33 protein-coding genes and 1 other annotated feature are annotated in these 26,433 nt (G+C 45.6%); all 33 genes read right to left on the bottom strand.

From position 1 onward, the window contains the following. Positions 1-15: 15 nt before the first annotated feature. Entirely contained in the window at positions 16-1,311 is a 1,296-nt protein-coding gene (gene secY / locus D1B31_RS20280) for a preprotein translocase subunit SecY (protein ID WP_118923860.1), read from the bottom strand. Continuing rightward, positions 1,311-1,751 carry a 50S ribosomal protein L15 gene (gene rplO, locus D1B31_RS20275; protein ID WP_118923858.1) on the bottom strand — a complete coding sequence of 147 codons (441 nt, stop codon included), beginning with the start codon at positions 1,749-1,751 and terminating at the stop codon, positions 1,311-1,313. The genes secY and rplO overlap by 1 nt, the downstream gene beginning before the upstream one ends. Positions 1,752-1,782: 31 nt before the next feature. Beyond that, the gene (rpmD, locus tag D1B31_RS20270) at positions 1,783-1,965 is read right to left on the bottom strand and encodes a 50S ribosomal protein L30 (protein ID WP_118923856.1); all 183 of its coding nucleotides are present in this window, start codon (positions 1,963-1,965) and stop codon (positions 1,783-1,785) included. Positions 1,966-1,979: 14 nt separating this feature from the next. Then, entirely contained in the window at positions 1,980-2,480 is a 501-nt protein-coding gene (gene rpsE, locus D1B31_RS20265; RefSeq protein ID WP_118923854.1) for a 30S ribosomal protein S5, read from the bottom strand. A gap of 24 nt (positions 2,481-2,504) precedes the next feature. After that, positions 2,505-2,867, bottom strand: coding sequence for a 50S ribosomal protein L18 (rplR, locus tag D1B31_RS20260; protein WP_118923852.1), 363 nt, complete (start codon positions 2,865-2,867; stop codon positions 2,505-2,507). 32 nt (positions 2,868-2,899) lie between these two features. Further along, entirely contained in the window at positions 2,900-3,436 is a 537-nt protein-coding gene (rplF, locus tag D1B31_RS20255) for a 50S ribosomal protein L6 (protein ID WP_118923850.1), read from the bottom strand. Between the two features lie 30 nt (positions 3,437-3,466). After that, positions 3,467-3,865 (bottom strand): 30S ribosomal protein S8, encoded by a 399-nt coding sequence (gene rpsH / locus D1B31_RS20250; RefSeq protein ID WP_118923848.1) that lies wholly within the window; start codon positions 3,863-3,865, stop codon positions 3,467-3,469. Positions 3,866-3,895: 30 nt separating this feature from the next. Continuing rightward, on the bottom strand, positions 3,896-4,081 hold the full coding sequence (gene rpsN / locus D1B31_RS20245) for a 30S ribosomal protein S14 (RefSeq protein WP_009499044.1): 186 nt from the start codon (positions 4,079-4,081) through the stop codon (positions 3,896-3,898). Between the two features lie 24 nt (positions 4,082-4,105). Then, positions 4,106-4,645 carry a 50S ribosomal protein L5 gene (rplE, locus tag D1B31_RS20240; RefSeq protein ID WP_118923846.1) on the bottom strand — a complete coding sequence of 180 codons (540 nt, stop codon included), beginning with the start codon at positions 4,643-4,645 and terminating at the stop codon, positions 4,106-4,108. A 25-nt stretch (positions 4,646-4,670) separates the two neighbouring features. Further along, on the bottom strand, positions 4,671-4,976 hold the full coding sequence (rplX, locus tag D1B31_RS20235; protein WP_118923844.1) for a 50S ribosomal protein L24: 306 nt from the start codon (positions 4,974-4,976) through the stop codon (positions 4,671-4,673). A gap of 54 nt (positions 4,977-5,030) precedes the next feature. After that, a complete protein-coding gene (rplN, locus tag D1B31_RS20230; protein WP_118923842.1) occupies positions 5,031-5,399 on the bottom strand; it encodes a 50S ribosomal protein L14 in 369 nt (122 codons plus the stop codon). A 39-nt stretch (positions 5,400-5,438) separates the two neighbouring features. Then, positions 5,439-5,702 (bottom strand): 30S ribosomal protein S17, encoded by a 264-nt coding sequence (rpsQ, locus tag D1B31_RS20225; protein WP_118923840.1) that lies wholly within the window; start codon positions 5,700-5,702, stop codon positions 5,439-5,441. 19 nt (positions 5,703-5,721) lie between these two features. Then, positions 5,722-5,925: a 50S ribosomal protein L29 gene (rpmC, locus tag D1B31_RS20220; RefSeq protein WP_043931561.1), complete on the bottom strand. Its 204-nt coding sequence runs from the start codon at positions 5,923-5,925 to the stop codon at positions 5,722-5,724. Beyond that, the gene (rplP, locus tag D1B31_RS20215) at positions 5,915-6,349 is read right to left on the bottom strand and encodes a 50S ribosomal protein L16 (RefSeq protein WP_118923838.1); all 435 of its coding nucleotides are present in this window, start codon (positions 6,347-6,349) and stop codon (positions 5,915-5,917) included. Before rplP ends, rpmC begins: the two co-directional genes overlap by 11 nt. A 2-nt stretch (positions 6,350-6,351) precedes the next feature. Beyond that, on the bottom strand, positions 6,352-7,008 hold the full coding sequence (gene rpsC / locus D1B31_RS20210) for a 30S ribosomal protein S3 (protein WP_118923836.1): 657 nt from the start codon (positions 7,006-7,008) through the stop codon (positions 6,352-6,354). Positions 7,009-7,011: 3 nt separating this feature from the next. Further along, entirely contained in the window at positions 7,012-7,353 is a 342-nt protein-coding gene (gene rplV, locus D1B31_RS20205; protein ID WP_118923834.1) for a 50S ribosomal protein L22, read from the bottom strand. 20 nt (positions 7,354-7,373) lie between these two features. Continuing rightward, a complete protein-coding gene (gene rpsS, locus D1B31_RS20200; RefSeq protein WP_118923832.1) occupies positions 7,374-7,649 on the bottom strand; it encodes a 30S ribosomal protein S19 in 276 nt (91 codons plus the stop codon). 60 nt (positions 7,650-7,709) lie between these two features. Continuing rightward, positions 7,710-8,540: a 50S ribosomal protein L2 gene (rplB, locus tag D1B31_RS20195; protein ID WP_118923830.1), complete on the bottom strand. Its 831-nt coding sequence runs from the start codon at positions 8,538-8,540 to the stop codon at positions 7,710-7,712. A 28-nt stretch (positions 8,541-8,568) separates the two neighbouring features. Next, positions 8,569-8,853, bottom strand: coding sequence for a 50S ribosomal protein L23 (gene rplW / locus D1B31_RS20190; RefSeq protein ID WP_118923828.1), 285 nt, complete (start codon positions 8,851-8,853; stop codon positions 8,569-8,571). Further along, a complete protein-coding gene (gene rplD / locus D1B31_RS20185) occupies positions 8,853-9,476 on the bottom strand; it encodes a 50S ribosomal protein L4 (protein ID WP_118923826.1) in 624 nt (207 codons plus the stop codon). Before rplD ends, rplW begins: the two co-directional genes overlap by 1 nt. Before the next feature lie 29 nt (positions 9,477-9,505). Beyond that, positions 9,506-10,132 (bottom strand): 50S ribosomal protein L3, encoded by a 627-nt coding sequence (gene rplC, locus D1B31_RS20180; protein ID WP_118923824.1) that lies wholly within the window; start codon positions 10,130-10,132, stop codon positions 9,506-9,508. Positions 10,133-10,167: 35 nt separating this feature from the next. Next, a complete protein-coding gene (rpsJ, locus tag D1B31_RS20175; protein ID WP_118923915.1) occupies positions 10,168-10,476 on the bottom strand; it encodes a 30S ribosomal protein S10 in 309 nt (102 codons plus the stop codon). 718 nt (positions 10,477-11,194) lie between these two features. Next, the gene (tuf, locus tag D1B31_RS20165) at positions 11,195-12,382 is read right to left on the bottom strand and encodes an elongation factor Tu (RefSeq protein WP_118923820.1); all 1,188 of its coding nucleotides are present in this window, start codon (positions 12,380-12,382) and stop codon (positions 11,195-11,197) included. 114 nt (positions 12,383-12,496) lie between these two features. Then, on the bottom strand, positions 12,497-14,578 hold the full coding sequence (fusA, locus tag D1B31_RS20160) for an elongation factor G (RefSeq protein WP_118923818.1): 2,082 nt from the start codon (positions 14,576-14,578) through the stop codon (positions 12,497-12,499). 301 nt (positions 14,579-14,879) lie between these two features. Continuing rightward, positions 14,880-15,350 carry a 30S ribosomal protein S7 gene (gene rpsG / locus D1B31_RS20155; RefSeq protein ID WP_118923816.1) on the bottom strand — a complete coding sequence of 157 codons (471 nt, stop codon included), beginning with the start codon at positions 15,348-15,350 and terminating at the stop codon, positions 14,880-14,882. Between the two features lie 44 nt (positions 15,351-15,394). After that, positions 15,395-15,817 (bottom strand): 30S ribosomal protein S12, encoded by a 423-nt coding sequence (rpsL, locus tag D1B31_RS20150; RefSeq protein ID WP_118923814.1) that lies wholly within the window; start codon positions 15,815-15,817, stop codon positions 15,395-15,397. Positions 15,818-15,918: 101 nt separating this feature from the next. Then, positions 15,919-16,167 (bottom strand): 50S ribosomal protein L7ae-like protein, encoded by a 249-nt coding sequence (locus D1B31_RS20145; RefSeq protein WP_118923812.1) that lies wholly within the window; start codon positions 16,165-16,167, stop codon positions 15,919-15,921. 205 nt (positions 16,168-16,372) lie between these two features. Next, the gene (gene rpoC, locus D1B31_RS20140; protein ID WP_118923810.1) at positions 16,373-19,963 is read right to left on the bottom strand and encodes a DNA-directed RNA polymerase subunit beta'; all 3,591 of its coding nucleotides are present in this window, start codon (positions 19,961-19,963) and stop codon (positions 16,373-16,375) included. 95 nt (positions 19,964-20,058) lie between these two features. Beyond that, the gene (gene rpoB, locus D1B31_RS20135) at positions 20,059-23,619 is read right to left on the bottom strand and encodes a DNA-directed RNA polymerase subunit beta (RefSeq protein WP_118923808.1); all 3,561 of its coding nucleotides are present in this window, start codon (positions 23,617-23,619) and stop codon (positions 20,059-20,061) included. A 291-nt stretch (positions 23,620-23,910) separates the two neighbouring features. Next, positions 23,911-24,513 carry a class I SAM-dependent methyltransferase gene (locus D1B31_RS20130; RefSeq protein WP_118923806.1) on the bottom strand — a complete coding sequence of 201 codons (603 nt, stop codon included), beginning with the start codon at positions 24,511-24,513 and terminating at the stop codon, positions 23,911-23,913. Between the two features lie 64 nt (positions 24,514-24,577). Then, the gene (rplL, locus tag D1B31_RS20125; protein ID WP_118923804.1) at positions 24,578-24,940 is read right to left on the bottom strand and encodes a 50S ribosomal protein L7/L12; all 363 of its coding nucleotides are present in this window, start codon (positions 24,938-24,940) and stop codon (positions 24,578-24,580) included. 55 nt (positions 24,941-24,995) lie between these two features. Then, a complete protein-coding gene (gene rplJ, locus D1B31_RS20120) occupies positions 24,996-25,496 on the bottom strand; it encodes a 50S ribosomal protein L10 (RefSeq protein ID WP_118923802.1) in 501 nt (166 codons plus the stop codon). A 32-nt stretch (positions 25,497-25,528) separates the two neighbouring features. Next, positions 25,529-25,670, bottom strand: a sequence feature (ribosomal protein L10 leader region). Positions 25,671-25,716: 46 nt separating this feature from the next. Next, positions 25,717-26,415 carry a 50S ribosomal protein L1 gene (rplA, locus tag D1B31_RS20115; protein WP_118923800.1) on the bottom strand — a complete coding sequence of 233 codons (699 nt, stop codon included), beginning with the start codon at positions 26,413-26,415 and terminating at the stop codon, positions 25,717-25,719. Between the last annotated feature and the right edge of the window lie 18 nt (positions 26,416-26,433).

Genomic DNA, 26,433 nt, shown 5'->3' with positions numbered 1-26,433 from the left:
TCCCCTAAACCATTCTTACTTGATAAAGCCTTTATAATGGCGCTTGACCAACTGTGCTTCAAGTTGCTTCATTGTCTCCAACGCTACCCCAACAACAATTAAAAGGCTCGTTCCGCCGATTTGCGCCGACTGAGGCAGGTTTGCAAACTGGATGAATAAGACTGGAAGCACGGCGATAACAGCCAAGAAAATCGCACCGACGAACGTCAGGCGGTAAAGTACCCGTGTAAAGTATTCCTGCGTGCTTTTACCTGGACGGATTCCTGGAATATAACCGCTCTGCTTCTGCAGATTTTCGGCGGCCTGTTCAGGATTCACCTGGATAAACGCATAGAAATACGTAAACGCGATAATCAAAGATGCATATAGCACCATCCCAATTGGATGGGTATAGTCGAATACACGCTGAATCCAGAGAGTCACATCATTTGTTGGAAAAAAGGATGCGATTGTCTTTGGAGTAACAATAAACGAAACAGCAAAAATGACCGGGATAACCCCTGCCGCATTTACTTTTAACGGCATGTGAGTAGATTGCCCGCCGACTGGCGTACGGCCTGCTGTCATTCTTTTTGCATACTGAATCGGAATTTTCCTGACTGCCTGCTGAATATAGATAACGCCGACAACAATGGCAATCACAGCTAGAGCAATCAATACGACGGTCAGGATGTTGATAAACAATTTATCTCCGGCATTTTGGAACTGCTGGATATAAATCTGGTTGATTGTCGTCGGAATTCCCGCGACAATCCCCGCAAAGATGATAATGGAAATCCCGTTTCCAACACCTTTTGCGGTAATCTGTTCGCCAAGCCACATTAGGAAGGCTGTACCAGCTGTCAGCACGGTTGCAATCAGCAGATACGTTCCAATGTTAGGGTTTTGAATTAACTGGCTTTGTGTCATGTTGTTAAACCCGTAAGACATACCTAACGCCTGGATGAACCCAAGCACAATGGTAAAGTAACGAGTAAACTGTGCCAGTTTTCTTCTGCCGGCATCCCCTTGCTTTGACCACTCTGTAAACTTCGGAACAACATCCATTTGCAAAAGCTGGATGATGATCGAGGCGGTGATGTAAGGCATGATGCCCATAGCAAGAATGGAGAAGTTTTTGAGAGCTCCGCCACCAAATGTATTTAGCACTCCAAATACACTAAATTGGTCTTGGGCTGCCAAAATATCGGCGTTTACGTTTGGAACTGGTATAAACGTTCCAAGTCGGAAGACGATTAACATCAAAAGGGTGAATAGAATTTTGCTCCTAATTTCACCCACGCGCATAAAATTGGAGATTGTCTGGAACATTAAATCACCTCAGTGTTTCCACCGGCAGCTTCGATTGCTTCCTTGGCAGCAGAGGAAAATTTATGAGCTTTTACAGTCAATTTTTTCTCAACGTTCCCTTTGGCAAGAATCTTAATTCCTGCTTTTTCGTTCCTGACCAGGCCAGCTTCAATCAGAAGTTCTGGAGTAACCTCTGTACCGTCTTCAAAGCTGTTCAGGGCATCCAGGTTAACAATTGCATATTCCTTGCGGTTAATGTTGGTAAAACCACGCTTTGGCAATCGTTGGAATAAAGGTGTTTGTCCACCTTCAAAACCTAAACGCACGCCACCGCCGGAACGGGCTTTTTGACCCTTATGTCCTTTACCTGCAGTTTTTCCGTTGCCGGAACCGATACCGCGGCCTTTACGCTTGCGGTCTTTACGGGAGCCTTCTGCTGGCATTAATTCATGAAGTTTCATTTGGGCACCTCCTTAAGAAAGAATGAATCAATTATTGTTCTTTAACCGTTACAAGGTGAGCAACCTTGTTGATCATTCCGCGGATAGCAGCATTGTCTTCTTGCTCAACTGTCTGGTTTACTTTTCGCAAGCCAAGAGCTTTAACTGTTGCACGCTGATCCTCGGGACGGCCGATCACGCTTTTAGTGAGGGTAATTTCCAATTTGTTAGCCATGTGATTTCCCTCCCTTATCCTAACAGTTCTTCTACTGATTTTCCGCGCAACTTCGCAACTTCTTCGGCACTCTTTAACTGCTTAATGCCATCAATAGTAGCACGAACCACGTTGATTGGCGTGTTGGTTCCTAGTGATTTTGAAAGAATATCAGAAATTCCCGCAAGCTCAAGTACCGCACGGACCGGTCCGCCAGCGATAACTCCTGTACCTTCATAAGCAGGCTTCAAAAGGATTTCTCCAGCTCCGAAGCGGCCAAGTACCTGATGTGGAATTGTTGTTCCAACCATTGGTACGGCAACAAGGTTTTTCTTTGCATCTTCAATAGCTTTACGGATTGCATCAGGAACTTCCTGTGCTTTACCGGTGCCAAAGCCGACATGGCCATTTTTATCGCCTACTACTACAAGCGCAGTAAAACGGAAACGGCGTCCGCCTTTAACAACTTTCGCAACACGGTTAATCGTAACTACGCGTTCTTCTAGTTCAAGTTTGTTTGGATCAATGCGACGCATCTTTGTGTGTCCCTCCTTTGTCTATTAAAATTGCAAGCCGTTTTCGCGGGCAGCATCGGCAAGAGCCTGAACGCGGCCATGGTACAGATATCCGCCGCGGTCGAAGACAACTGAAGTGATGCCTTTTTCGACTCCACGCTTTGCAACGAGCTCTCCGACCTTTTGCGCAGCTTCTTTATTATTGGAAGAGTCAAGACCGAAATCTTTTTCCATTGTCGAAGCACTCACAAGAGTAACTCCGTTAACATCGTCAATTAACTGAGCGTAAATATGTTTGTTTGAACGAAACACATTCAGACGCGGACGGGCTGCAGTTCCGCTTAGTTTCGAACGGACGCGTGCGTGCCTTTTTTTACGGCTCACGTTTTTGTCAAGCTTCGTAATCATTTACGTCACTCCTTTCGTATTACTATGCGGCTTTACTTACCTTTTTTACCTTCCTTACGACGGACAACTTCGCCTTCATAACGAATCCCTTTGCCTTTGTAAGGCTCTGGAGGACGGATACCGCGGATGTTTGCAGCAAGTGCTCCGACACGTTCTTTGTCGAAACCTCTAACAGTTATTTTTGTATTTGAAGGCACTTCAACTTCAAGGCCTTTTTCAGCTTCAATTTCAACTGGATGAGAGTATCCTACGTTGAGTACAAGCTTGGCACCTTGCTTAGACGCACGGTAACCAACCCCAACTAGTTCCAGGCTTTTTTCGAAGCCCTTGGATACACCTTCAACCATGTTAGCTAGGATTGAGCGTGTTGTACCATGCAAAGCACGGATTTCCTTCACATCGGAAGGGCGTGTAATCGTAATGGTATTATCTTCTACCACAATAGTGATTTCAGGGCTGAAAGAACGAACCAATTCGCCTTTAGGTCCCTTAACTGTAACAGTGTTTTCATCTAGAGTAACCGTAACTCCTGCTGGAATTTCGATCGGTTTTTTCCCTATACGAGACATTTAGTGCACCTCCATTCATTCAAAAACTTCTTACCAGACGTATGCTAATACTTCTCCGCCGATTTGCTTTGCACGAGCTTCTTTGTCAGTAACGACACCTTGAGAAGTCGATACGAGGGCTATGCCAAGGCCGTTCAAAACACGAGGCACTTCTGTTGATTTTGCATAAACGCGAAGACCAGGCTTGCTGATTCGCTTCAGGCCAGTGATAACGCGCTCGTTGTTGGCACCGTATTTCAAGAAGATACGAATGATGCCCTGCTTGTTGTCTTCAATCATTTCTACATCACGCACGAACCCTTCACGTTTCAGGATTTCTGCGATTTCTTTTTTGATATTGGAAGCAGGTACTTCCAGCTTTTCGTGGCGAACCATGTTCGCATTACGAATGCGGGTAAGCATATCTGCAATTGGATCTGTCATGACCATTTATATTTACCTCCTTCCCAGACTTGGGTTTTACCAGCTTGCTTTTTTCACACCAGGAATCTGGCCTTTGTATGCTAATTCACGGAAACAAATACGGCAAAGCTTAAATTTGCGGTATACAGAGTGTGGACGTCCACAGCGCTCGCAGCGGGTATACTCTTGAACCTTGTATTTAGGCGTGCGTTTTTGCTTCGCAATCATTGACTTTTTTGCCACGTTTTCGCCTCCCTTATTTTCAGATTACTTTTGGAACGGCATTCCAAACTGAGTTAAAAGTTCACGTGCTTCTTCATCAGTGTTGGCCGTCGTAACGATAACGATATCCATACCACGAACCTTGCTTACTTTATCGTAATCAATTTCAGGGAAGATCAATTGTTCTTTCACACCAAGAGTGTAGTTACCGCGTCCATCAAATGCTTTCTTGGAGATTCCGCGGAAGTCACGTACCCGTGGCAGAGAGACTGAAATTAATTTGTCGAGGAAATCATACATGCGTTTACCGCGCAAAGTTACTTTCGCACCGATTGGCATTCCTTCACGAAGGCGGAAGCCCGCGATAGAGTTTTTAGCACGAGTGACAACCGGCTTTTGGCCAGTGATGATTGTTAGTTCTTCAACAGCATTGTCAAGTGCTTTCGCGTTTGCGACAGCATCGCCAACACCCATGTTTACTACGATTTTATCTACTTTAGGAACCTGCATAACAGATTTATAGTTGAACTTGCTCACTAGAGCAGGAGTAATCTCTTTAACATACTTTTCCTTTAGGCGGTTCATCTATTGTACCTCCCTTCTTCATGAACTATTTATCTAATACTTCACCGGATTTTGTAACGCGTACTTTTTTGCCATCAACTGTTTTGTAGCCTACACGGCTAGGTTTTCCGGACTTGTCGATTGGCATAACGTTCGATACATGGACAGGTGCTTCCTGGCTATTGATGCCACCCTGGGGATTCGCTTGAGAAGGCTTGGAATGCTTCTTAACGATGTTGACTCCCTCTACAAGGACACGGTTTTGTTTAGGATAAGCTTCGAGGATCGTTCCTGTTTTGCCTTTATCCTTGCCAGAGATGACCATTACTTTGTCACCTTTTTTTACGTGCATCTGTGCGCACCTCCTTAAAGGCATTTAAGATTGGTTTATTTCAAGTGCTGCTAATTAAAGTACTTCTGGAGCAAGAGAAATGATTTTCATAAAGTTGCTGTCACGAAGTTCGCGGGCAACCGGTCCGAAAATACGTGTTCCACGTGGGCTCTTGTCATCACGGATAATTACACATGCGTTTTCGTCAAACTTAATGTAAGTACCGTCCGGGCGGCGCGCGCCGGTTTTAGTTCGTACGATAACAGCTTTTACAATGTCACCTTTTTTGACAACGCCACCTGGTGTTGCTTGTTTCACTGTGCAGACGATCACATCGCCAATATTGGCAGTCTTACGGCCAGAGCCACCAAGCACTTTAATTGTCAGAACTTCACGTGCACCTGAGTTGTCAGCAACTTTTAAACGTGTTTCCTGTTGAATCATGCGTGTAACCTCCCTTCGGATGAAAGCTTATCCGAACAATTAAATAATAACTGCTTTTTCAATCACTTCTACTAAGCGGAAGCGTTTTGTAGCTGATAGTGGGCGAGTTTCCATGATGCGGACAATATCACCGATTTTTGCCTGATTTTGCTCATCATGTGCCTTGAACTTTTTAGAGTATTTAACGCGTTTACCGTAAAGAGGATGCTTTTTGTGTGTTTCGACTACAACAGTGACAGTCTTATCCATTTTGTCGGAAACCACGCGTCCGGTGTAAACTTTGCGTTGATTGCGTTCGCTCATTATGCGGACCTCCTCTCAATTATCGATTGTTAACGCCGATTTCTCTTTCACGGACAACAGTTTTCATGCGGGCGATCGACTTGCGCACTTCCCTGATGCGGGCAGTGTTTTCAAGCTGTCCAGTCGCCAATTGAAAGCGAAGGTTGAATAATTCTTCCTTTAATGATTTAACTTTTTGTTCTAATTCGGCAGTGGTTAGGTCACGAAGTTCATTAGCTTTCATTTGATTCACCACCAATTTCTTCTCGTTTTACAAACTTGCACTTAACTGGAAGTTTGTGGGCTGCGAGACGGAGCGCCTCACGTGCTACTTCTTCGGAAACGCCAGCGATTTCAAACATGATCCTGCCTGGTTTGACAACCGCTACCCAGCCTTCCGGAGCACCTTTACCGGAACCCATCCGCACCTCAAGAGGCTTTGCAGTAAATGGCTTGTGAGGGAAAATTTTAATCCAAACTTTACCGCCACGCTTCATATAACGAGTCATTGCAATACGAGCAGCTTCGATCTGGCGGTTGGTGATCCAGGAGGCTTCAGTTGCCTGCAAACCGAATTCACCAAAAGTTACTTCAGTTCCGCCTTTTGCTTGACCGCGCATTTTTCCACGGTGTACACGGCGGTATTTTACACGCTTAGGCAATAACATGATTATTTGCCTCCTTCCTCGGTTTTCTTCTTAGTTGGAAGGACTTCACCCTTGTAGATCCAAACCTTTACGCCAAGCTTGCCGTAAGTTGTATCCGCTTCTGCAGTTCCATAATCGATGTCTGCACGAAGAGTATGAAGGGGAACAGTTCCTTCGCTATAGTGTTCAGAACGAGCGATATCAGCACCGCCAAGACGGCCGGATACCATTGTTTTAATACCTTTCGCACCTGCGCGCATTGCACGTTGGATAACTTGCTTTTGAGCACGGCGGAAAGATACGCGGTTTTCTAATTGACGAGCGATGTTTTCAGCAACAAGCTTCGCATCCATGTCAGCTCTTTTGATTTCAAGGATATTAATGTGGACACGCTTGCCAGTAAGTTGGTTCAACGCTTTGCGAAGTGCTTCAACCTCTGTACCGCCTTTTCCGATTACCATACCTGGCTTAGCAGTGTGGACAGTAACGTTTACACGGTTAGCAGCGCGTTCAATTTCTACTTTTGATACAGATGCGTCTTTTAGGCGCTTCTGAATGTATTCACGAATCTTAATGTCTTCATGAAGAAGATCAGCAAAGTCTTTACCTGCGTACCATTTCGATTCCCAGTCTTTGATAATCCCGATACGCAAACCGGTTGGATTTACTTTTTGACCCACTAATTATCCCTCCTTCTTTTCTGATAAAACGATTGTAATATGGCTTGTGCGCTTGTTGATTGCACTCGCGCGGCCTTGTGCACGCGGGCGGAAACGCTTCATGGTTGGACCTTCGTCAACATATGCCTGTTCAACCACAAGGTTGTTAACGTCCATCTCATAATTGTGCTCTGCGTTTGCCATAGCGGATTTCAATACTTTTTCAACGATTGGAGAAGCAGCTTTCGGAGTCAATGTTAAAATTGCCACCGCTTCACCAACTTGCTTACCTCGAATAAGGTCTACGACTAAACGAGCTTTACGAGGAGCAATACGGACTGTTCTTGCAACAGCTTTAGCTTGCATGGTGTGATGCCCTCCTCTCATTAACGTCTGGTTTTCTTATCGTCACTGCCATGGCCTCTATAAGCACGAGTTGGAGCGAATTCTCCAAGCTTGTGTCCTACCATGTCTTCACTGATGTATACAGGTACATGCTTACGTCCATCGTACACAGCAATTGTGTGGCCGATGAATTGTGGGAAAATTGTTGAACGGCGTGACCATGTTTTAATTACACGTTTACTGTCAGCACCAAGATTTTCGACCTTTTTCAATAGATGATCATCAACAAAAGGTCCTTTTTTCAAACTGCGACCCATGAGGGTACCTCCCTTCGAGACCGTTCTACGGTTCGAACATTGAACCGTAGTTCAATCACGTTATTTTTTACGGCGTCGTATAATGAATTTATCGGACTTATTCTTTTTCTTGCGTGTTTTGCGTCCAAGTGTTGGCTTACCCCATGGTGATACTGGAGATTTACGTCCGATTGGAGTACGTCCTTCACCACCACCATGCGGGTGATCGTTCGGGTTCATAACAGATCCGCGGACTGTAGGGCGCTTGCCTAACCAGCGGGAACGGCCTGCTTTACCAATGTTTACAAGTTCGTGCTGCTCATTGCCAACCTGGCCGATTGACGCGCGGCAAGTAGCAAGGATCATGCGTACTTCACCGGAGTTTAAACGTACGAGTACGTATTTACCTTCTTTACCAAGAACCTGTGCAGATGTACCTGCTGAACGGACCAATTGGCCGCCTTTTCCTGGTTTCAATTCAATATTGTGGACAACTGTACCTACAGGTATGTTTGCAAGTGGAAGCGCATTTCCTGTTTTGATATCAGCTTCAGGTCCTGACATTACTTCCATGCCAACCTTAAGGTTTTTAGGAGCTAGAATGTAACGTTTTTCTCCATCCACATAGTTGATTAGTGCAATATTTGCAGAACGGTTTGGATCATATTCGATAGTGGCAACGCGTCCTGGAATGCCATCTTTGTCGCGTTTAAAATCGATTAAACGATATTGACGCTTATGGCCGCCACCTTGATGACGAACAGTTATTCTACCCTGGTTGTTACGGCCGCCTTTTCTTGTCAGCGGAGCCAACAAAGACTTTTCTGGAGTATCTGTAGTGATTTCAGCAAAATCAAGAACAGTCATTCCGCGACGACCGTTAGAGGTAGGTTTATACTTTTTAATCGCCATTTCTATTCCCTCCTCTTCTAGTTAAATTCTAGGATTCAAAAATTTCGATTTCTTTGCTGTCGGCAGTCAGCTTAACAATCGCTTTGCGGCGTTTGTTTGTGTATCCGCCAAACTTGCCCATGCGCTTGAATTTACCTTTGTAGTTCATGATGTTTACTTTATCAACATCAACGCCAAAGATTTTTTCAACAGCGTCTTTTACTTGTGTTTTATTGGCTCTTACGTCAACTTCGAACGTATATTTCTTTTCAGCCATCATATCTGTAGAACGTTCAGTAATAACGGGGCGCTTAATGACATCGCGTGCATCCATTATGCAAGCACCTCCTCTACTTTTTCAACTGCTGCTTTCGTCATGATCAGCTTGTCATGGTTGATGACATCCAACACGCTGATGCCGTTGGCTGATACAACTGTAATGCCAGGAATGTTCCTTGCAGACAAAGCTACATTTTCATCAAGGTCAGCAGTGACAACAAGTGCTTTCTTTTCTACGGAAAGTCCTTTAAGGACATTTACGAAGTCTTTCGTTTTTGGCGCATCGAAAGCGAGGCTTTCAAGAACCAGAATGTTTTCTTCCTGGACCTTTGTAGATAGAGCTGATTTAATTGCAAGGCGACGTACTTTCCTTGGCAATTTATAGCTATAGCTGCGTGGTACTGGACCGAAAACAATTCCGCCGCCTTTCCATTGTGGTGAACGGATTGATCCCTGGCGCGCGCGGCCTGTTCCTTTTTGTCTCCACGGCTTGCGTCCGCCGCCGGCTACTTCAGAACGGATTTTTGTTTTGTGAGTTCCCTGGCGCATTGACGCCCTTTGCATCAAGATTGCTTCGAAAAGCACATGCTGGTTTGGCTCAATGCCGAAAACTGTATCATTAAGTTCGATTTCCCCAACTTGGGAACCGTTTTGGTTAAATAATGCTACTTTAGGCATTCCTTTGTTCCTCCTTTCTTACGAATTCCTTATGCTTTTAACGCACTTTTAATTTTAATTAATGCTTTTCTTGGTCCAGGCACATTGCCTTTTACAAGTAGAAGGTTACGTTCAGTGTCCACTTTTACGATTTCAAGGTTTTGAACCGTAACAGTGTCCCCACCCATTTGTCCAGGCAATGCTTTGCCTTTGAAAACACGGTTAGGAGCAACTGGACCCATTGAACCTGGGCGGCGGTGGTAGCGTGAACCGTGAGACATAGGGCCGCGGGATTGTCCATGGCGCTTGATTGAGCCTTGGAATCCTTTACCTTTAGATACTCCGGTTACATCGACGATGTCGCCTTCTGCAAAAATATCAACTTTGACTTCCTGACCAACTTCATATGCTGCCAAGTCTACTCCGCGGAATTCGCGAACGAAGCGCTTAGGAGCAGTATTTGCTTTTGCAACATGTCCCTTTTCAGGCTTGTTGGCAAGCTTTTCACGCTTATCTTCAAAACCGATCTGGACAGCTTCGTAACCGTCCGTTTCAACGGTTTTCTTTTGAAGGACAACGTTGGCAGCTGCCTCAATAACTGTTACAGGGATTAAGTTGCCGTTCTCTGCAAATACTTGAGTCATACCAATCTTTCTTCCTAAGATTCCTTTGGTCATTCGTCACACCTCCTGAATAAAATGATTTTATGATGTTATAGTTTAATTTCGATATCGACGCCGGACGGCAAGTCTAAACGCATGAGTGAATCAACTGTTTGTGGAGTTGGGTTCACAATGTCGATCAGACGTTTGTGGGTACGCATCTCGAATTGTTCACGAGAATCTTTGTACTTGTGCACCGCACGAAGGATTGTGTAAATCGCTTTTTCAGTGGGCAACGGAATTGGACCTGATACCGCCGCACCTGAACGCTTGGCTGTTTCCACAATTTTTTCAGCAGACTGATCTAGAATCCTGTGATCATACGCTTTTAAACGGATACGAATTTTTTGTTTTGCCATTATTTTTCCCTCCTTTTCGCCTATTTTAAAAATAGACATTCTCCGTGAAAATCTCCTGCCACACTCGCCATGGCAAAGCGGCCGGGTGTGTCAGCAACCTCTCACATCATCGCAGTCAAAGACCAACATTGTCTATTATACATAAAACACAATCTGAACGCAATAACATTCAGGAGTTTTTTATGTTTCGCACACTTTTAATATTATAGCGGCCCTAAGCCCTTATTGCAACGGTTTATTCATTTACATATATTGGTGACTTCGGATGAAACCCAGTGACCAAATAATGAGTAGCAAATTATATAGAAGAAACTCGGATTTTGTCGGTTGGATTCCGGATAAAAACAGAAATCATCACATTCTACATAATAAGCTAAAAAAAGCATGGTGGTGGATGCTTATGGATTCGCATGCATATTTAAGCGGAGAAATTCCTTCTATTTTATTAAAAGGGGCATAAATGGCAAATATAAACGTAGAATTTCCCCTTATGGACTCTAGATAAGGTAAAATCTAATAATTTGAAGGAGATAGACGGAAAAACTCCTCTTATTTTAAGGGAAATATGGGCATTTCCCGATTTAAGCGAAAATCCTCCTTTTATTTTTCAAACACTGAAGGAACCCACATTCATTTATAAAAGATCGGCGCCTGGTTGTTTCCTAAACAAATAAAAAAAGCGGATGGGTCGTCACCCATCCGCTTTCTGTTTGTTTAATTAACCAACGATAGAAGCAACAACGCCAGCGCCTACTGTACGGCCGCCTTCACGAATTGAGAACTTAGTTCCTTCTTCGATCGCAACTGGAGCGATAAGCTCAACTGACATTTCGATGTTGTCGCCAGGCATAACCATTTCTACGCCTTCTGGAAGATTACAGATACCTGTAATGTCAGAAGTACGGAAATAGAATTGTGGGCGGTAGTTCGTGAAGAATGGAGTATGACGTCCACCTTCTTCTTTAGACAAAACATAAACTTCCGCTTTGAACTTAGTGTGTGGAGTGATGGACTTTGGCTTAGCCAAAACTTGTCCACGCTCGATTTCTTCACGGGATACACCGCGAAGAAGGGCACCGATGTTGTCACCAGCTTCAGCATAGTCAAGAAGCTTACGGAACATTTCTACGCCTGTTACAGTTGTAGATTTTGGCTCTTCAGTGAAACCAACGATTTCAACAATGTCACCAACTTTAACTTGTCCGCGCTCTACGCGTCCAGTTGCAACTGTTCCACGGCCAGTGATGGAGAATACGTCCTCAACAGGCATCATGAATGGCTTTTCAGTGTCACGAGTTGGAGTTGGGATATAGGAATCAACAGCTTCCATAAGCTCCATGATTTTAGCTTCCCAATCCGCTTCACCTTCAAGAGCTTTTAGAGCAGAACCTTTGATAACAGGTGTGTCATCACCAGGGAACTCATACTCAGTCAGAAGGTCACGGATTTCCATTTCAACAAGCTCAAGTAGTTCTTCGTCGTCTACCATGTCGCACTTGTTCATGAAAACAACAAGGTAAGGAACGCCTACCTGACGGGAAAGAAGGATGTGCTCACGAGTTTGTGGCATTGGGCCGTCAGTTGCAGATACTACAAGGATGCCGCCGTCCATTTGAGCAGCGCCAGTGATCATGTTTTTAACATAGTCAGCGTGACCTGGGCAGTCAACGTGCGCGTAGTGGCGGTTAGCCGTTTCGTATTCTACGTGAGAAGTAGAGATTGTGATTCCACGCTCTTTTTCTTCTGGAGCGTTGTCGATTTGATCATATCCGCGAGCTTCGCTGCCGCCTGCTTTTGCAAGGACAGTTGTGATTGCTGCAGTTAGAGTTGTTTTACCATGGTCAACGTGACCGATTGTTCCAATGTTAACGTGTGGCTTGGAACGGTCGAATTTAGCTTTACCCATTAGGATTTCCTCCTTTAAATTAGAAAAGTTAAGTATTATTAGAGGCTAAGGATGTCAAGACATCCTTAGCTTTGCTTACATAGTAGTTATACTTGATTGAAAGGTGAAAATCAATTATTCACCTTTATTTTTTTTGATGATTTCTTCAGAGATTGATTTCGGTACTTCTTCATAATGGTCAAAGTGCATGGAGAACACTCCACGTCCCTGTGTGCCAGAACGAAGGGCAGTTGCATAACCGAACATTTCTGATAGTGGAACCATCGCACGGACAACCTGTGCGTTCCCACGTGCATCCATACCTTCAACACGGCCTCGGCGTGCTGTAATTTGTCCCATGATATCTCCAAGATATTCTTCAGGAATTACAACTTCCACCTTCATGACCGGCTCAAGGATAACCGGGTTACACTTTGAAGCAGCATTTTTAAGAGCCATTGAAGCGGCAATCTTAAAGGCCATTTCAGAAGAGTCAACATCGTGGTAGGAACCATCAAAGAGTCTTGCTTTAATATCTACTAACGGATAGCCGGCAAGAACGCCTCTCTCAAGGGCATCTTCGAGGCCAGCTTGTACAGCCGGGATGTATTCACGAGGAACGACACCGCCAACGATTCCATTTTGGAATTCAAAGCCTTTTCCTTCTTCGTTTGGAGAGAACTCAATCCAAACGTGTCCGTATTGTCCACGTCCACCGGATTGACGGGCAAATTTCCCTTCAACCTGAGCAGAGCCGCGGAATGTTTCGCGGTAGGCAACCTGTGGGGCACCCACGTTTGCTTCTACCCTGAACTCACGGCGCATCCGGTCTACAAGGACATCCAAGTGAAGCTCACCCATACCCGCGATGATAACCTGTCCAGTTTCCTGGTCAGTATGCGCGCGGAATGTTGGATCCTCTTCCTGAAGCTTTTGCAATGCAGTTGCCATTTTATCCTGGTCTGCTTTTGACTTAGGCTCAACAGAAAGCTGGATAACCGGCTCAGGGAACTTCATGGACTCAAGAATAACTGGACTCTTGTCATCACAAAGAGTATCTCCTGTAGAAGTATCTTTTAGACCTACTGCAGCAGCGATGTCTCCAGCGTATACCTTAGAGATTTCCTGGCGGCTGTTTGCATGCATTTGCAGGATACGTCCAATTCGTTCACGCTTTCCTTTAGTGGAGTTCTGGACATAGGATCCAGATTCCAACGTACCGGAGTAAACACGGAAGAACGTTAGTTTACCAACATATGGGTCAGTCATAACCTTAAACGCAAGAGCCGCGAATGGTTCTTCGTCATCTGCGTGTTTTTCGATCGTGTCTTCTTCATCACCTGGAACATGTCCATTGATTGCAGCAACATCAGTCGGAGCTGGAAGATAGTCGATTACCGCATCAAGCATTAGCTGAACACCTTTGTTCTTAAACGCAGTACCGCAAAGAACAGGGAAGAATTCAACAGAAAGTGTGCCCTTACGGATGGCAGCTTTGATTTCTTCAATTGAAAGCTCTTCTCCGCCAAGGTATTTTTCCATGAGTTCTTCGTCAAGCTCAGCAATCGCTTCAATTAACTTTTCACGATATTCTTCAGCCTGTGCGAGGTACTCTTCTGGAATGTCACGGACCTCGACATCTGTACCCAAATCATTTCCGTAGAATGTAGCTTTCATTTCTACAAGATCAATGATTCCTTCGAATTTGTCTTCCGCACCAATTGGAAGCTGGATTGGATGTGCATTCGCTTGTAGGCGTTCACGCAAAGTGCCTACGGAGTAAAGGAAGTCTGCACCAATCTTATCCATTTTGTTAACAAATACAATCCTCGGAACGCCATAAGTAGTTGCCTGGCGCCATACAGTTTCTGTTTGTGGCTCAACGCCGGATTGGGCATCTAGAACAGTAACAGCACCATCAAGTACACGCAGTGAACGTTCTACCTCAACTGTGAAGTCTACGTGTCCTGGCGTGTCAATGATGTTTACACGGTGATCCTTCCATGAAGCAGTTGTTGCAGCGGAAGTGATTGTGATCCCTCGCTCTTGCTCCTGTTCCATCCAGTCCATTTGGGCTCCGCCCTCGTGGGTTTCACCAAGTTTATGAATGCGTCCTGTATAGTAAAGGATACGTTCTGTGGTGGTTGTTTTCCCCGCATCAATATGGGCCATAATGCCAATATTACGAGTATTTTCCAAGGAGAACTCTCTAGCCATTGGGTCTTTCTCCTTCCTTGTGTGAGTGATTTAAATATCCGTCCGGCAGCTATGTACCAACGGGTGCCTGAAGCCAGGCAAGCTGCCTGGCGCAGGATTATATAGCTTGTCTTACCGCATCGCCCGCCTAAACGGGTACTTCCACTTTCAATTATCCAGCTGCAGTACCCAGCGTCTAGAGTCCTTCGCTCTCCTCCTTACGATAAGTCAACATCGATTTACTTCGTTCATCGTGTTTCCTTTATCTCACTCGGAGTGCTCCAGGCCTTACGCCGCTAAACGGGTACTTCCGCTTTTAATTCTACCAGCGGTAGTGTGCGAATGCTTTGTTGGCTTCTGCCATTTTATGTGTGTCTTCACGCTTCTTGACAGATGCTCCGCTGTTGTTTGCAGCATCCATAATTTCAGCTGCAAGACGCTGTTCCATTGTCTTTTCACCGCGAAGGCGGGAATAGTTAACCAACCAGCGAAGACCTAGAGTCGTACGGCGGTCAGGACGCACCTCTACTGGAACTTGGTAGTTCGCACCACCTACACGGCGTGCTTTAACTTCAAGAACAGGCATAATATTCTTCAATGCTGCATCAAAAACTTCCATTGGCTCTTTACCAGTACGCTCACGAATGATGTCAAACGCGTTATAAAGAATTGCCTGAGAAGTACCTCTTTTACCGTCGATCATCATTTTGTTGATCAGGCGGGTAACTAGCTTCGAATTGTAAAGTGGATCCGGCAATACGTCTCTTTTTGCAACAGGACCTTTACGAGGCATATTTTTTCCTCCTTTCAAAAAAGCTTCTATTTAGAATGAAATCATTATTTTTTAGCTGCTTTAGGGCGCTTCGTACCGTATTTTGAACGTCCTTGCATACGGTTGTTTACACCAGCCGTATCAAGCGCTCCACGTACGATGTGGTAACGAACACCCGGTAAGTCTTTCACACGGCCGCCACGGATCAGAACAACACTGTGCTCTTGAAGGTTGTGGCCAATACCAGGAATGTACGCAGTTACCTCAATCCCGTTAGTCAAGCGCACACGAGCGTATTTACGAAGTGCCGAGTTCGGCTTCTTCGGTGTCATCGTACCAACACGGGTGCAAACTCCGCGTTTTTGAGGTGATGTTACGTTTGTTTGAGATTTTTTAAAGCTGTTGTAACCCTTATTAAGCGCAGGTGATTTTGATGTTTCCTCTGTGGATTTACGAGGCTTGCGCACTAATTGGTTAATTGTAGGCATGTTTTTTCCTCCCTTCACGACTTTTGGTAGACCCACACATCCAGGTGGTTCTTTTTTTGGCAAAAACAAAGTTCTTGCAGCAGCATCTGCAAAAACAGTTTTTAACGGATTATGGCGACAGCCGAGGTTCCGACTTTAATGCCGCTTGCCTTTCCGAGTTTTTTCATCGAATCGACCTTCAGCACCGGTATACCAAGTTTTTGAGCCAGTTCAACTGCTGCTACTGTCATTTTCGGATCAGCGTCAGCAGCGACAACCAGTTCTTTGGCACTTCCGTCTTCGAGTGCTCTGACTGCCTGTTTTGTTCCTATCAGGATTTTCCCGGCCTGCGTTACTTTATCATAAGACATAGCACATATCCTCCAAAGTTTACAGGTAAATAGGAGCACCTTTGCTATATTACCACCGCGACTAGTGGATGTCAACTAATCTTACTAATTTTCCGCTTATGTTTTTTTAAAAATCCGGCACCAGCCATGATGGCTGATGCCGGTTGGTAAGAATAAGATTCATGTGTATTTTAGGAATCAAAAAGTCATCCAATTTCCACTCTTCTTATTCGATTGTAATGCCCTCTTCCTCACGGAGGACTGGCTCTGCTTTACGGTAGCGCTGCATGCCAGTACCTGCTGGAATCAACTTTCCGATAATGACGTTTTCCTTCAGGCCGAGCAGTTCATCCCGCTTGCCTTTGATGGCAGCGTCTGTAAGAACTCGCGTCGTTTCCTGGAAGGATGCAGCAGATAGGAAAGAATCTGTTTCAAGAGAAGCCTTCGTAATACCGAGCAGAACCGGACGGCCTGTTGCAGGCATTTTGCCGCTTAGCAAGGCTTTTTCATTCGCATCCTTAAACTGGTGGATATCGAGAAGCATGCCTGGCAGGACATCTGTTTCACCGGCATCGATGATTCTGATTTTGCGTAGCATCTGGCGCACCATTACCTCGATGTGCTTATCGCCAATTTCAACACCCTGCATCCGGTATACCTTTTGTACTTCACGAAGCAAGTATTCCTGAACGGTTCCAACATCTGTTACCTTCAAAAGTTCCTTCGGATCGATGGAACCTTCTGTCAGTTCCTGTCCCCGTTCTACCTTATCATTTACAGCTACCTTCAGTCTTGCAGTATACGGAGCAGTATAGGTCCTTGATTCGACCTCTCCCTGGACAACGATTTCCTGCTGGCGGTCACGGCCTTCGTTGATGCCGACTACGACCCCTTCAAGCTCAGCAATTACTGCCTGGCCTTTCGGGTTCCGCGCTTCAAACAATTCCTGGATACGCGGCAAACCTTGAGTGATATCGTCACCCGCTACACCGCCTGTATGGAACGTACGCATTGTAAGCTGTGTTCCAGGTTCCCCGATGGACTGTGCGGCAATAATTCCGACCGCTTCGCCAACTTCGACTTCCTGTCCGGTTGCCAAGTTGCGCCCGTAACACTTCTTACATACACCATGGCGGGTATTACATGTGAATGCCGAACGAATGGTTACTTCTTCAATGCCTGCCTTAATAATCTCAACAGACAAATCCTCAGTAATCAGATCGTTTTCAGCTACGATGATTTCGCCTGTTTCCGGATGCTTGATATTCCGTCGGGCATAGCGGCCGATTAGACGTTCTTCCAATGGTTCGATAACCTCTGTTCCATCCTTGAGGGCCCGAATTAACAGACCGCGGTCTGTTCCACAATCGTCATCCCGGACAATAACATCCTGGGCAACGTCAACGAGTCGGCGGGTAAGGTATCCTGAGTCAGCTGTTTTAAGGGCTGTATCAGCAAGACCTTTACGCGCACCGTGTGTGGAAATAAAGTATTCCAAAACGGTCAAACCTTCTCGGAAGGACGATTTGATCGGCAATTCGATAATTCGTCCGGCCGGGTTTGCCATCAGACCACGCATACCGGCGAGCTGTGTGAAGTTGGACGCGTTACCACGCGCTCCCGAATCACTCATCATGAAGATTGGGTTCATATTACTCAAGGACTGCATCAGTTTGCCTTGAATAGTATCCTTAGCCTGGCTCCAGATTGAAATAACCCGGTCATAACGTTCATCTTCGGTAATTAAACCACGCCTGAACTGCTTTTGGACATTATCGACTTTGCTCTGTGCATCCTTGAGAATTTCTTCCTTTTCAGCAAGGACAACGATATCCGATACGCCGACGGTAATGCCTGCTCTTGTCGAATATTTGAAACCAAGATCTTTCATGCGATCAAGCATTTTAGACGTTTCAGTAATTTTGAAGCGCTTGAACACTTCAGCAATAATATTTCCAAGAATTTTTTTCTTGAACGGCTCAACTAACGGCATTTCCTTGATTTTCGCCGGAATATCGGCACCCTTTTCCACAAAGTAAATCTCCGGTGTTTTCACTTGAAGATTATGCTTTGTCGGTTCATTGATGTAAGGGAACGATTTTGGCAAAATTTCATTGAAAATGAGTTTCCCGACAGTTGTCAGAAGCAGCTGCTGATTCTGCTCTTCAGTAAATGTCTCGTTATGAAGCGAGCCCGCATGGACAGCTACTCGTGTATGCAGATGGACGTAGCCATTCTGGTAAGCAATTAGCGCTTCATTCGTATCTTTAAAGATCATCCCTTCGCCGATTGCACCTTCACGTTCCAAAGTCAGGTAGTAGTTCCCTAAAACCATATCCTGGGAAGGGGTTACAACAGGCTTGCCATCTTTAGGGTTAAGGATGTTCTGGGCTGCAAGCATAAGAAGCCTTGCCTCTGCTTGAGCTTCGGCTGAAAGCGGGACGTGTACAGCCATTTGGTCACCGTCGAAGTCTGCGTTGTAAGCAGTACAGACGAGCGGGTGAAGACGGATTGCACGCCCTTCAACAAGTGTCGGCTCGAACGCCTGGATTCCAAGCCTGTGAAGGGTCGGGGCACGGTTTAATAAAACCGGGTGCTCGCGGATGACATCTTCGAGGACATCCCACACTTCAGGCTGGACCCTTTCTATTTTTCGCTTCGCTGACTTGATATTGTGGGCAAGGCCCTTTTCAACAAGCTCTTTCATGACAAAAGGCTTAAACAATTCTAATGCCATTTCCTTTGGAAGTCCGCACTGGTACATCTTCAAGTTGGGACCAACAACGATAACGGAACGGCCGGAATAGTCAACACGCTTTCCAAGCAGGTTTTGACGGAATCGTCCTTGCTTACCCTTAAGCATATGTGAAAGTGATTTCAATGGACGGTTGCCTGGTCCTGTAACAGGGCGGCCGCGGCGGCCATTATCAATCAAGGCATCGACAGCTTCCTGAAGCATCCGCTTTTCATTCTGGACGATGATGCTTGGAGCACCAAGGTCAAGAAGCCGTTTTAGCCGGTTGTTCCGGTTAATGACCCGGCGATACAAATCATTCAGGTCGGAAGTCGCAAAACGTCCGCCATCAAGCTGGACCATCGGGCGCAGTTCTGGCGGGATAACAGGAAGAACTTCAAGAACCATCCATGATGGATCATTCCCCGATCCACGGAAAGCTTCAATTACCTCCAGGCGCTTAATCGCCCGTGTCCTGCGCTGGCCCTGAGCCGTTTTCAATTCTTCTTTAAGCGAATCCGCCTCTTTGTTCAAGTCGATATCGTGAAGGAGTTTACGGATTGCTTCTGCACCCATAGAGGCTTGAAACTTATTGCCGTACTTTTCCCGATATGCGCGGTATTCTCTTTCAGACAACAGTTGCTTCTTTTCAAGGGCAGTATCCCCTGACTCAGTAACGACATAAGAAGCAAAGTAAATGATTTCTTCGAGCGCACGTGGTGACATGTCAAGTACAAGTCCCATCCTGCTCGGGATTCCCTTGAAATACCAAATGTGGGAAACAGGTGCTGCAAGCTCAATATGGCCCATCCGTTCACGGCGGACTTTCGCGCGGGTCACTTCAACGCCGCATCGGTCACAGACGACTCCCTTATATCGGACGCGCTTATATTTTCCGCAATGGCATTCCCAGTCCTTAGTCGGTCCGAAAATTCTTTCGCAGAAAAGGCCGTCTTTTTCTGGCTTTAATGTACGATAGTTGATGGTTTCCGGCTTTTTAACTTCACCAAAGGACCAAGAACGAATCTTGTCTGGTGATGCAAGGCCGATTTTCATATACTCAAAATTATTAACATCCAGCAAGGGGCCTACCTCCCTTTTAATCTCCAGGTTTTACCCTGTAGCTAGACATAGCCGTAAATCGGAGCGCTAATCCCGCGCCCCGTCCGGCTATGAAATTACTCTTTCGAGCCTACTTTTTCCGATTCGAGGCTTTGCGATTCAGGTGCGATTGTCAATGTATCTACTTGCTGCATTTCATCATCGTCTTCCAAATCGCGCATTTCTATTTCTTCTTCATCACCGGACAAGATCTTAACATCTAGTCCAAGGCTCTGAAGCTCTTTAATCAATACTTTGAATGACTCAGGAACACCAGGTTCCGGGACGTTCTCGCCTTTTACGATGGCTTCATACGTTTTCACACGGCCAACAACATCATCAGATTTGACTGTAAGGATTTCCTGAAGCGTATAGGCTGCCCCATATGCCTCAAGCGCCCAAACTTCCATCTCTCCGAAACGCTGTCCGCCGAACTGCGCTTTACCGCCAAGAGGCTGCTGAGTAACAAGCGAGTATGGACCTGTCGAACGGGCATGAAGCTTATCATCAACCATGTGCGCAAGCTTGATCATGTACATAACTCCGACAGAAATCCGGTTGTCAAATGGTTCTCCTGTGCGACCGTCATAAAGGACAGTTTTCGCATCACGCGCCATACCGGCTTCTTCAATTGTATCCCAGACGTCCTCTTCTGTTGCTCCATCGAATACCGGTGAAGCAACATGAATACCGAGCGCCCTTGCTGCCATTCCAAGGTGAAGCTCAAGCACCTGTCCGATGTTCATACGGGATGGAACGCCAAGCGGGTTAAGCATAATATCAACCGGAGTGCCATCTGGCAAGTATGGCATGTCTTCTTCAGGAAGGACACGCGAGATAACCCCTTTGTTACCATGGCGTCCTGCCATCTTATCACCTTCAGAAATCTTACGCTTCTGAACAATGTAGACACGGACAAGCTGATTGACTCCCGGTGGAAGCTCATCTCCATCTTCCCGGTTGAACACTTTAACATCAAGGACAATTCCGCCGCCGCCGTGCGGAACACGGAGTGACGTATCCCTTACTTCCCGTGCCTTTTCGCCGAAAATGGCATGAAGCAGACGCTCTTCGGCAGTCAGTTCAGTTACACCTTTAGGAGTAACTTTACCGACCAACAGATCCCCATCTTTCACTTCAGCCCCGGTACGGATTATTCCCCGCTCATCAAGGTTGCGGAGTGCATCTTCACCGACATTCGGGATATCACGTGTAATCTCTTCCGGTCCAAGCTTTGTATCCCGGGACTCGGATTCATATTCCTCAATGTGGATGGAAGTATACACATCATCCTTTACAAGGCGTTCACTCATGATAATGGCATCCTCATAGTTGTAGCCATCCCAGTTCAGGAAGGCGACAAGTACGTTACGGCCAAGAGCCAGTTCGCCTTTCTCCATCGACGGCCCGTCAGCCAGAATTTCTCCTTTGGTAACTCTGTCGCCAACAGATACAATCGGGCGCTGGTTATAGCAAGTTCCCTGATTGGAACGAATGAATTTCAGCATACGGTATTTATCCAGGTCGCCTTTTACTTCCTGGCCATCCATTTCCTTCACACGGCGAACCCATACTTCGCGCGCTTCAACGTGCTCAACAATCCCTTCATGCCTGCAAATAACAGCAGCTCCCGAATCCTTTGCGGAAACATGCTCCATCCCTGTTCCAACAATCGGGGACTGCGGCTCCAATAGTGGAACTGCCTGTCGCTGCATGTTTGCCCCCATGAGGGCACGGTTCGAGTCATCGTTCTCAAGGAATGGGATACAAGCGGTCGCCGCAGAAACAACCTGTTTAGGCGAAACGTCCATGTAATCAATACGTTCCCTTGGAACGACAGTGTTTTCACCTTTGAATCGGGCAACGATATCTGGGTCAAGGAATGTCCCGTCGTCATCGAGGCGCGCATTCGCCTGGGCTACAACATATAGATCTTCTTCATCCGCAGTCAGATAGTCGATCCGGTCGGTAACTTTTCCTGTTTCGGGGTCGACACGGCGGTAAGGCGTTTCAATAAAGCCAAACTTGTTCACTTTTGCAAAGGAAGATAGTGAGTTGATTAAGCCAATGTTCGGCCCTTCCGGAGTCTCAATTGGACACATACGCCCATAATGGGAGTAATGAACGTCACGGACTTCAAAGCCTGCGCGCTCACGTGTCAATCCGCCAGGCCCAAGTGCAGACAGACGGCGTTTATGTGTCAATTCCGCAAGCGGGTTCGTCTGGTCCATGAACTGGGAAAGCTGCGAGCTTCCAAAGAACTCTTTTATGGACGCAATAACTGGACGAATATTGATTAACTGTTGCGGAGTGATGGTTGCAGTATCCTGGATAGACATCCTTTCGCGGACAACCCGTTCCATCCTTGACAGACCGATTCGGAATTGGTTTTGCAGCAATTCCCCTACAGAACGCAAACGACGGTTTCCAAGGTGGTCGATATCATCGGTGTCGCCCACTCCATGGAGCAAGTTAAAGAAATAACTGATAGAAGCAATAATGTCGGCAGGTGTGATGTTCTTTACCTGTTCAGGAACATACGCATTGCTCAATACATTGATAATCTTTTCGTTATCATCGGAAGGAGCGAATATTTTAATTCCCTGCAGGACGATATCGCCTTCTACAACACTGCCCCCTGGTGTATAACTGTGCATGCTGACATTTTTCTCGAGGGCAGGAATAATCCTATCAAGATTACGCCTGTCAAGCAGCGTTCCCGCTTCCGCAATGATTTCTCCTGTTTCAGGATCCACCAGTGCTTCAGCTAAACGGGAACCGAACAAACGGTTTTTAATATGAAGCTTCTTATTAATTTTGTAGCGTCCAACACTTGCAAGATCATAGCGTTTTGGGTCAAAGAACCGGGAAACTAGCAAGCTCTTTGCATTTTCTACTGTTGGCGGTTCGCCCGGGCGAAGCCTTTCGTATATTTCCAGCAACGCTTTTTCAATACTGTCTGTGTTGTCTTTTTCAAGTGTGTTGCGCAAGTACTCATTGTCCCCAATTAGGTCGATGATTTCTTGATCAGAGCCGAACCCAAGTGCACGCAAAAGAACCGTAACTGGCAGCTTCCTGGTACGATCGATCCTTACGTATACAACATCCTTGGCGTCGGTCTCATACTCAAGCCATGCGCCACGGTTCGGAATAACGGTTGCTGTAAACCCTTTTTTCCCGTTCTTATCTAATTTCCCGCTGTAATATACGCTCGGTGAGCGCACGAGCTGGGATACGATAACACGCTCCGCGCCATTGATGACGAATGTGCCTGTTTCGGTCATAAGCGGGAAATCACCCATGAAAACATCCTGGTCTTTTACTTCCCCTGTTTCTTTATTAACGAGACGCACCTTCACACGCAATGGCGCGGAAAACGTTACATCCCGCTCTTTTGATTCCTCAACCGCATACTTCGGGTCGCCAAGGCTGTAATCAATAAATTCCAGTGAAAGGTTACCAGTAAAGTCTTCAATCGGTGAAATATCCTGGAACATTTCACGCAATCCCTCATCAAGAAACCATTGATAAGAAGAGGTTTGGATTTCAATTAAATTTGGTAATTCTAAAACTTCACTGATTCGCGCGTAGCTTCTTCGCTGGCGGTGTCGTCCATACTGAACTAGTTGACCTGTCAACTGATTCACCCCTCAAATCAAGTAGTGTAAATCTATTTCATGTCCGCTGCCGGACAGTTGTCCCGCCACAGACAAAAAAAGAAAAAGGGTTTTCTCATTCAAAAACCACAATTCTCACATTTTCCCTTATTATTTTGTCATCTTTTCCTTCCTATACCGTTTTTATACAAACAAAAATTTCTTTCCTAGTGAAAAAAACCGTTTTGTTTGCAAAAAAACCTTGACAATCGGGGATAGTAATGAAGTTACGATGATGGCATTTTATAATGTTAACATAGGGACATTTTCGAGTCAAATATTTTTAGCTCTGATAATGAAATAACCCTTGTCTTTTTCGACCACTTCAACTTCTCCGAATAGGCTTTTGAGCTTTTCCAAAGCAGATGGCGCTCCTTGCTTTTTCTGGATCACGACCCAGAGTTCACCGTCTGCCGCTAACTTTTCCTTGCTCTGTTCAAAAATATCATGGACCGTTTTTTTGCCCGCGCGAATTGGCGGGTTGGTGACAATCGCTGCAAAACTGCTCATCTCTACACCTAAAAGCCGGTCACTCTCATATATAACCGCGTTTTCCACCCCGTTGGCTCTCGCATTTTCCTCAGAAAGCTCCAATGCACGTTCATTCACATCTACCATATGAACTGTTCGATCCGGAAACTGTTTGGCGAGGGAAAGGCCAATCGGCCCATATCCACAGCCTACATCCAGGAGCGGACCTTGAACTTCCGGCAAAGTAAATGTTTCTATGAGAAGCCTCGAGCCAAAATCAACTTCATTTTTTGAAAACACTCCACTATCCGATTTAAAGCGAAAGCGGAAATTCCTCAAGGTATAATCCCAATACTTTGGATCACTTTCAGTTTTGGGCTTTCGTGAATAATAATGGTCCGGCAATTGCTCCACCTCCAAGGAAAGCAGAAAAAAGCCCGCTTAGGCAGCGAGCTTTCTTATAGGATTATTACTTAACTTCGACGCCTGCTCCAACTTCGTCAAGCTTAGCTTTGATTGCTTCAGCGTCTTCTTTAGATACGCCTTCTTTGATTGGCTTTGGAGCATTGTCAACAAGGTCTTTCGCTTCTTTAAGACCAAGGCCTGTGATTTCACGAACAACCTTGATTACTTTGATCTTCTGGTCGCCTGCAGATGCAAGGATAACATCGAATTCTGTTTTCTCTTCAGCAACTGGGCCTGCTGCGCCGCCAGCCATTGCTACAGGAGCAGCTGCAGTTACGCCGAATTCTTCTTCGATTGCTTTTACTAGGTCGTTAAGTTCCAGTACAGTCATGGACTTAACCGCTTCAATGATTTGTTCTTTAGTCATTGTATAGTTCCTCCTAAATTTGTTTGATTTTTATGATAAAACGATAACGGTCAACTTACGCGCCTTGTTCTTCTTTTTGCTCTGCAACAGCTTTTGTAGCAAGAGCAAGGTTGCGGATAGGTGCCTGCAGCACGCTGAGAAGCATGGAAAGCAATCCTTCGCGGGATGGAAGTTCAGCAAGAGCCTTGATTTCCTCAGCTGTTGCAACATTCCCTTCAATCACACCTGCTTTAATTTCAAGAGCATCATTTTTCTTAGCGAAATCATTGATGATTTTCGCTGGTGCAACTACATCTTCCGGGCTGAACGCAATTGCGTTAGGGCCAGTCAGCGACTCGTTAAGGCCTGCTAACTCATTCGCTTCAGCTGCACGGCGGACCATTGAGTTTTTGTAAACCTTGAATTCCACGCCAGCTTCACGAAGCTGTTTACGGAGTTCAGTTACTTCAGCAACATTCAGGCCGCGGTAGTCTACAACTACACACGATACGCTGTTCTTCAATTTACCGGCGATTTCATCGACGATCAATTTCTTTTGTTCGATAACGCTGCTCATCTTTACACCTCCTATAGTTATCTGCATTTATACCGGGCAAATAAAAACCTCCATATCATGAAGACATGGAGGCTTAATACAAATAGCCATGTGAGGCTAATTCTATCGTATTCCCTCGGCAGGCTATTAAGCTTGGTCAGCACCTGCTGTCTTCGGTACAAATGTATGCAATTTAAACAACAAAAGTAATATTAACAAACTATGTTGCTTTTGTCAATGATTATTTTGCTGTAACAGAAGATGGATCAACTTTCACGCCAGGGCCCATAGTAGAAGAAACTGTAACACTCTTCATGTATGTGCCTTTTGCCGCAGCTGGCTTAACCTTAACCATTGTATCAAAAACAGTGTTGAAGTTCTCAACAAGCTTTTCATCTTCGAAAGAAACTTTTCCGATTGGAACATGGATGTTACCAGCTTTATCAACGCGGTATTCTACTTTACCTGCTTTGATTTCACTAATAGCTTTAGCTACATCAAATGTAACTGTGCCTGTTTTAGGGTTCGGCATCAAGCCTTTTGGTCCAAGTGTACGTCCAAGCTTACCGACTTCACCCATCATGTCAGGAGTCGCAACGATAACATCGAATTCGAACCATCCTTGCTGGATTTTGTTGATATACTCTGCATCGCCTACATAATCTGCCCCAGCAGCTTCTGCTTCCTTCGCTTTTTCACCTTTTGCAAAAACGAGGACACGCTGAGTTTTACCAGTACCGTTAGGAAGCACGACTGCTCCGCGGATTTGCTGGTCAGCTTTCTTAGGATCGACGCCGAGACGGAAAGCAACTTCTACAGTTGCGTCAAATTTCGTGAAGTTTGTTTTTTTAGCAAGCTCAATTGCTTCGCCAACCGGATAAGCTTTTGTACGGTCGATAAGCTTAACGGCTTCTTGATACTTTCTGCTTTTTTTAGCCATTTACTATTTCCTCCTTGA

The sequence above is a fragment of the Neobacillus notoginsengisoli genome, from assembly GCF_003515685.1.
GTDB classification, from domain to species: domain Bacteria; phylum Bacillota; class Bacilli; order Bacillales; family Cytobacillaceae; genus Bacillus_D; species Bacillus_D notoginsengisoli.
Note: the sequence above shows the minus strand (reverse complement) of the source record. Positions and strands in the feature narration are given on the sequence as shown.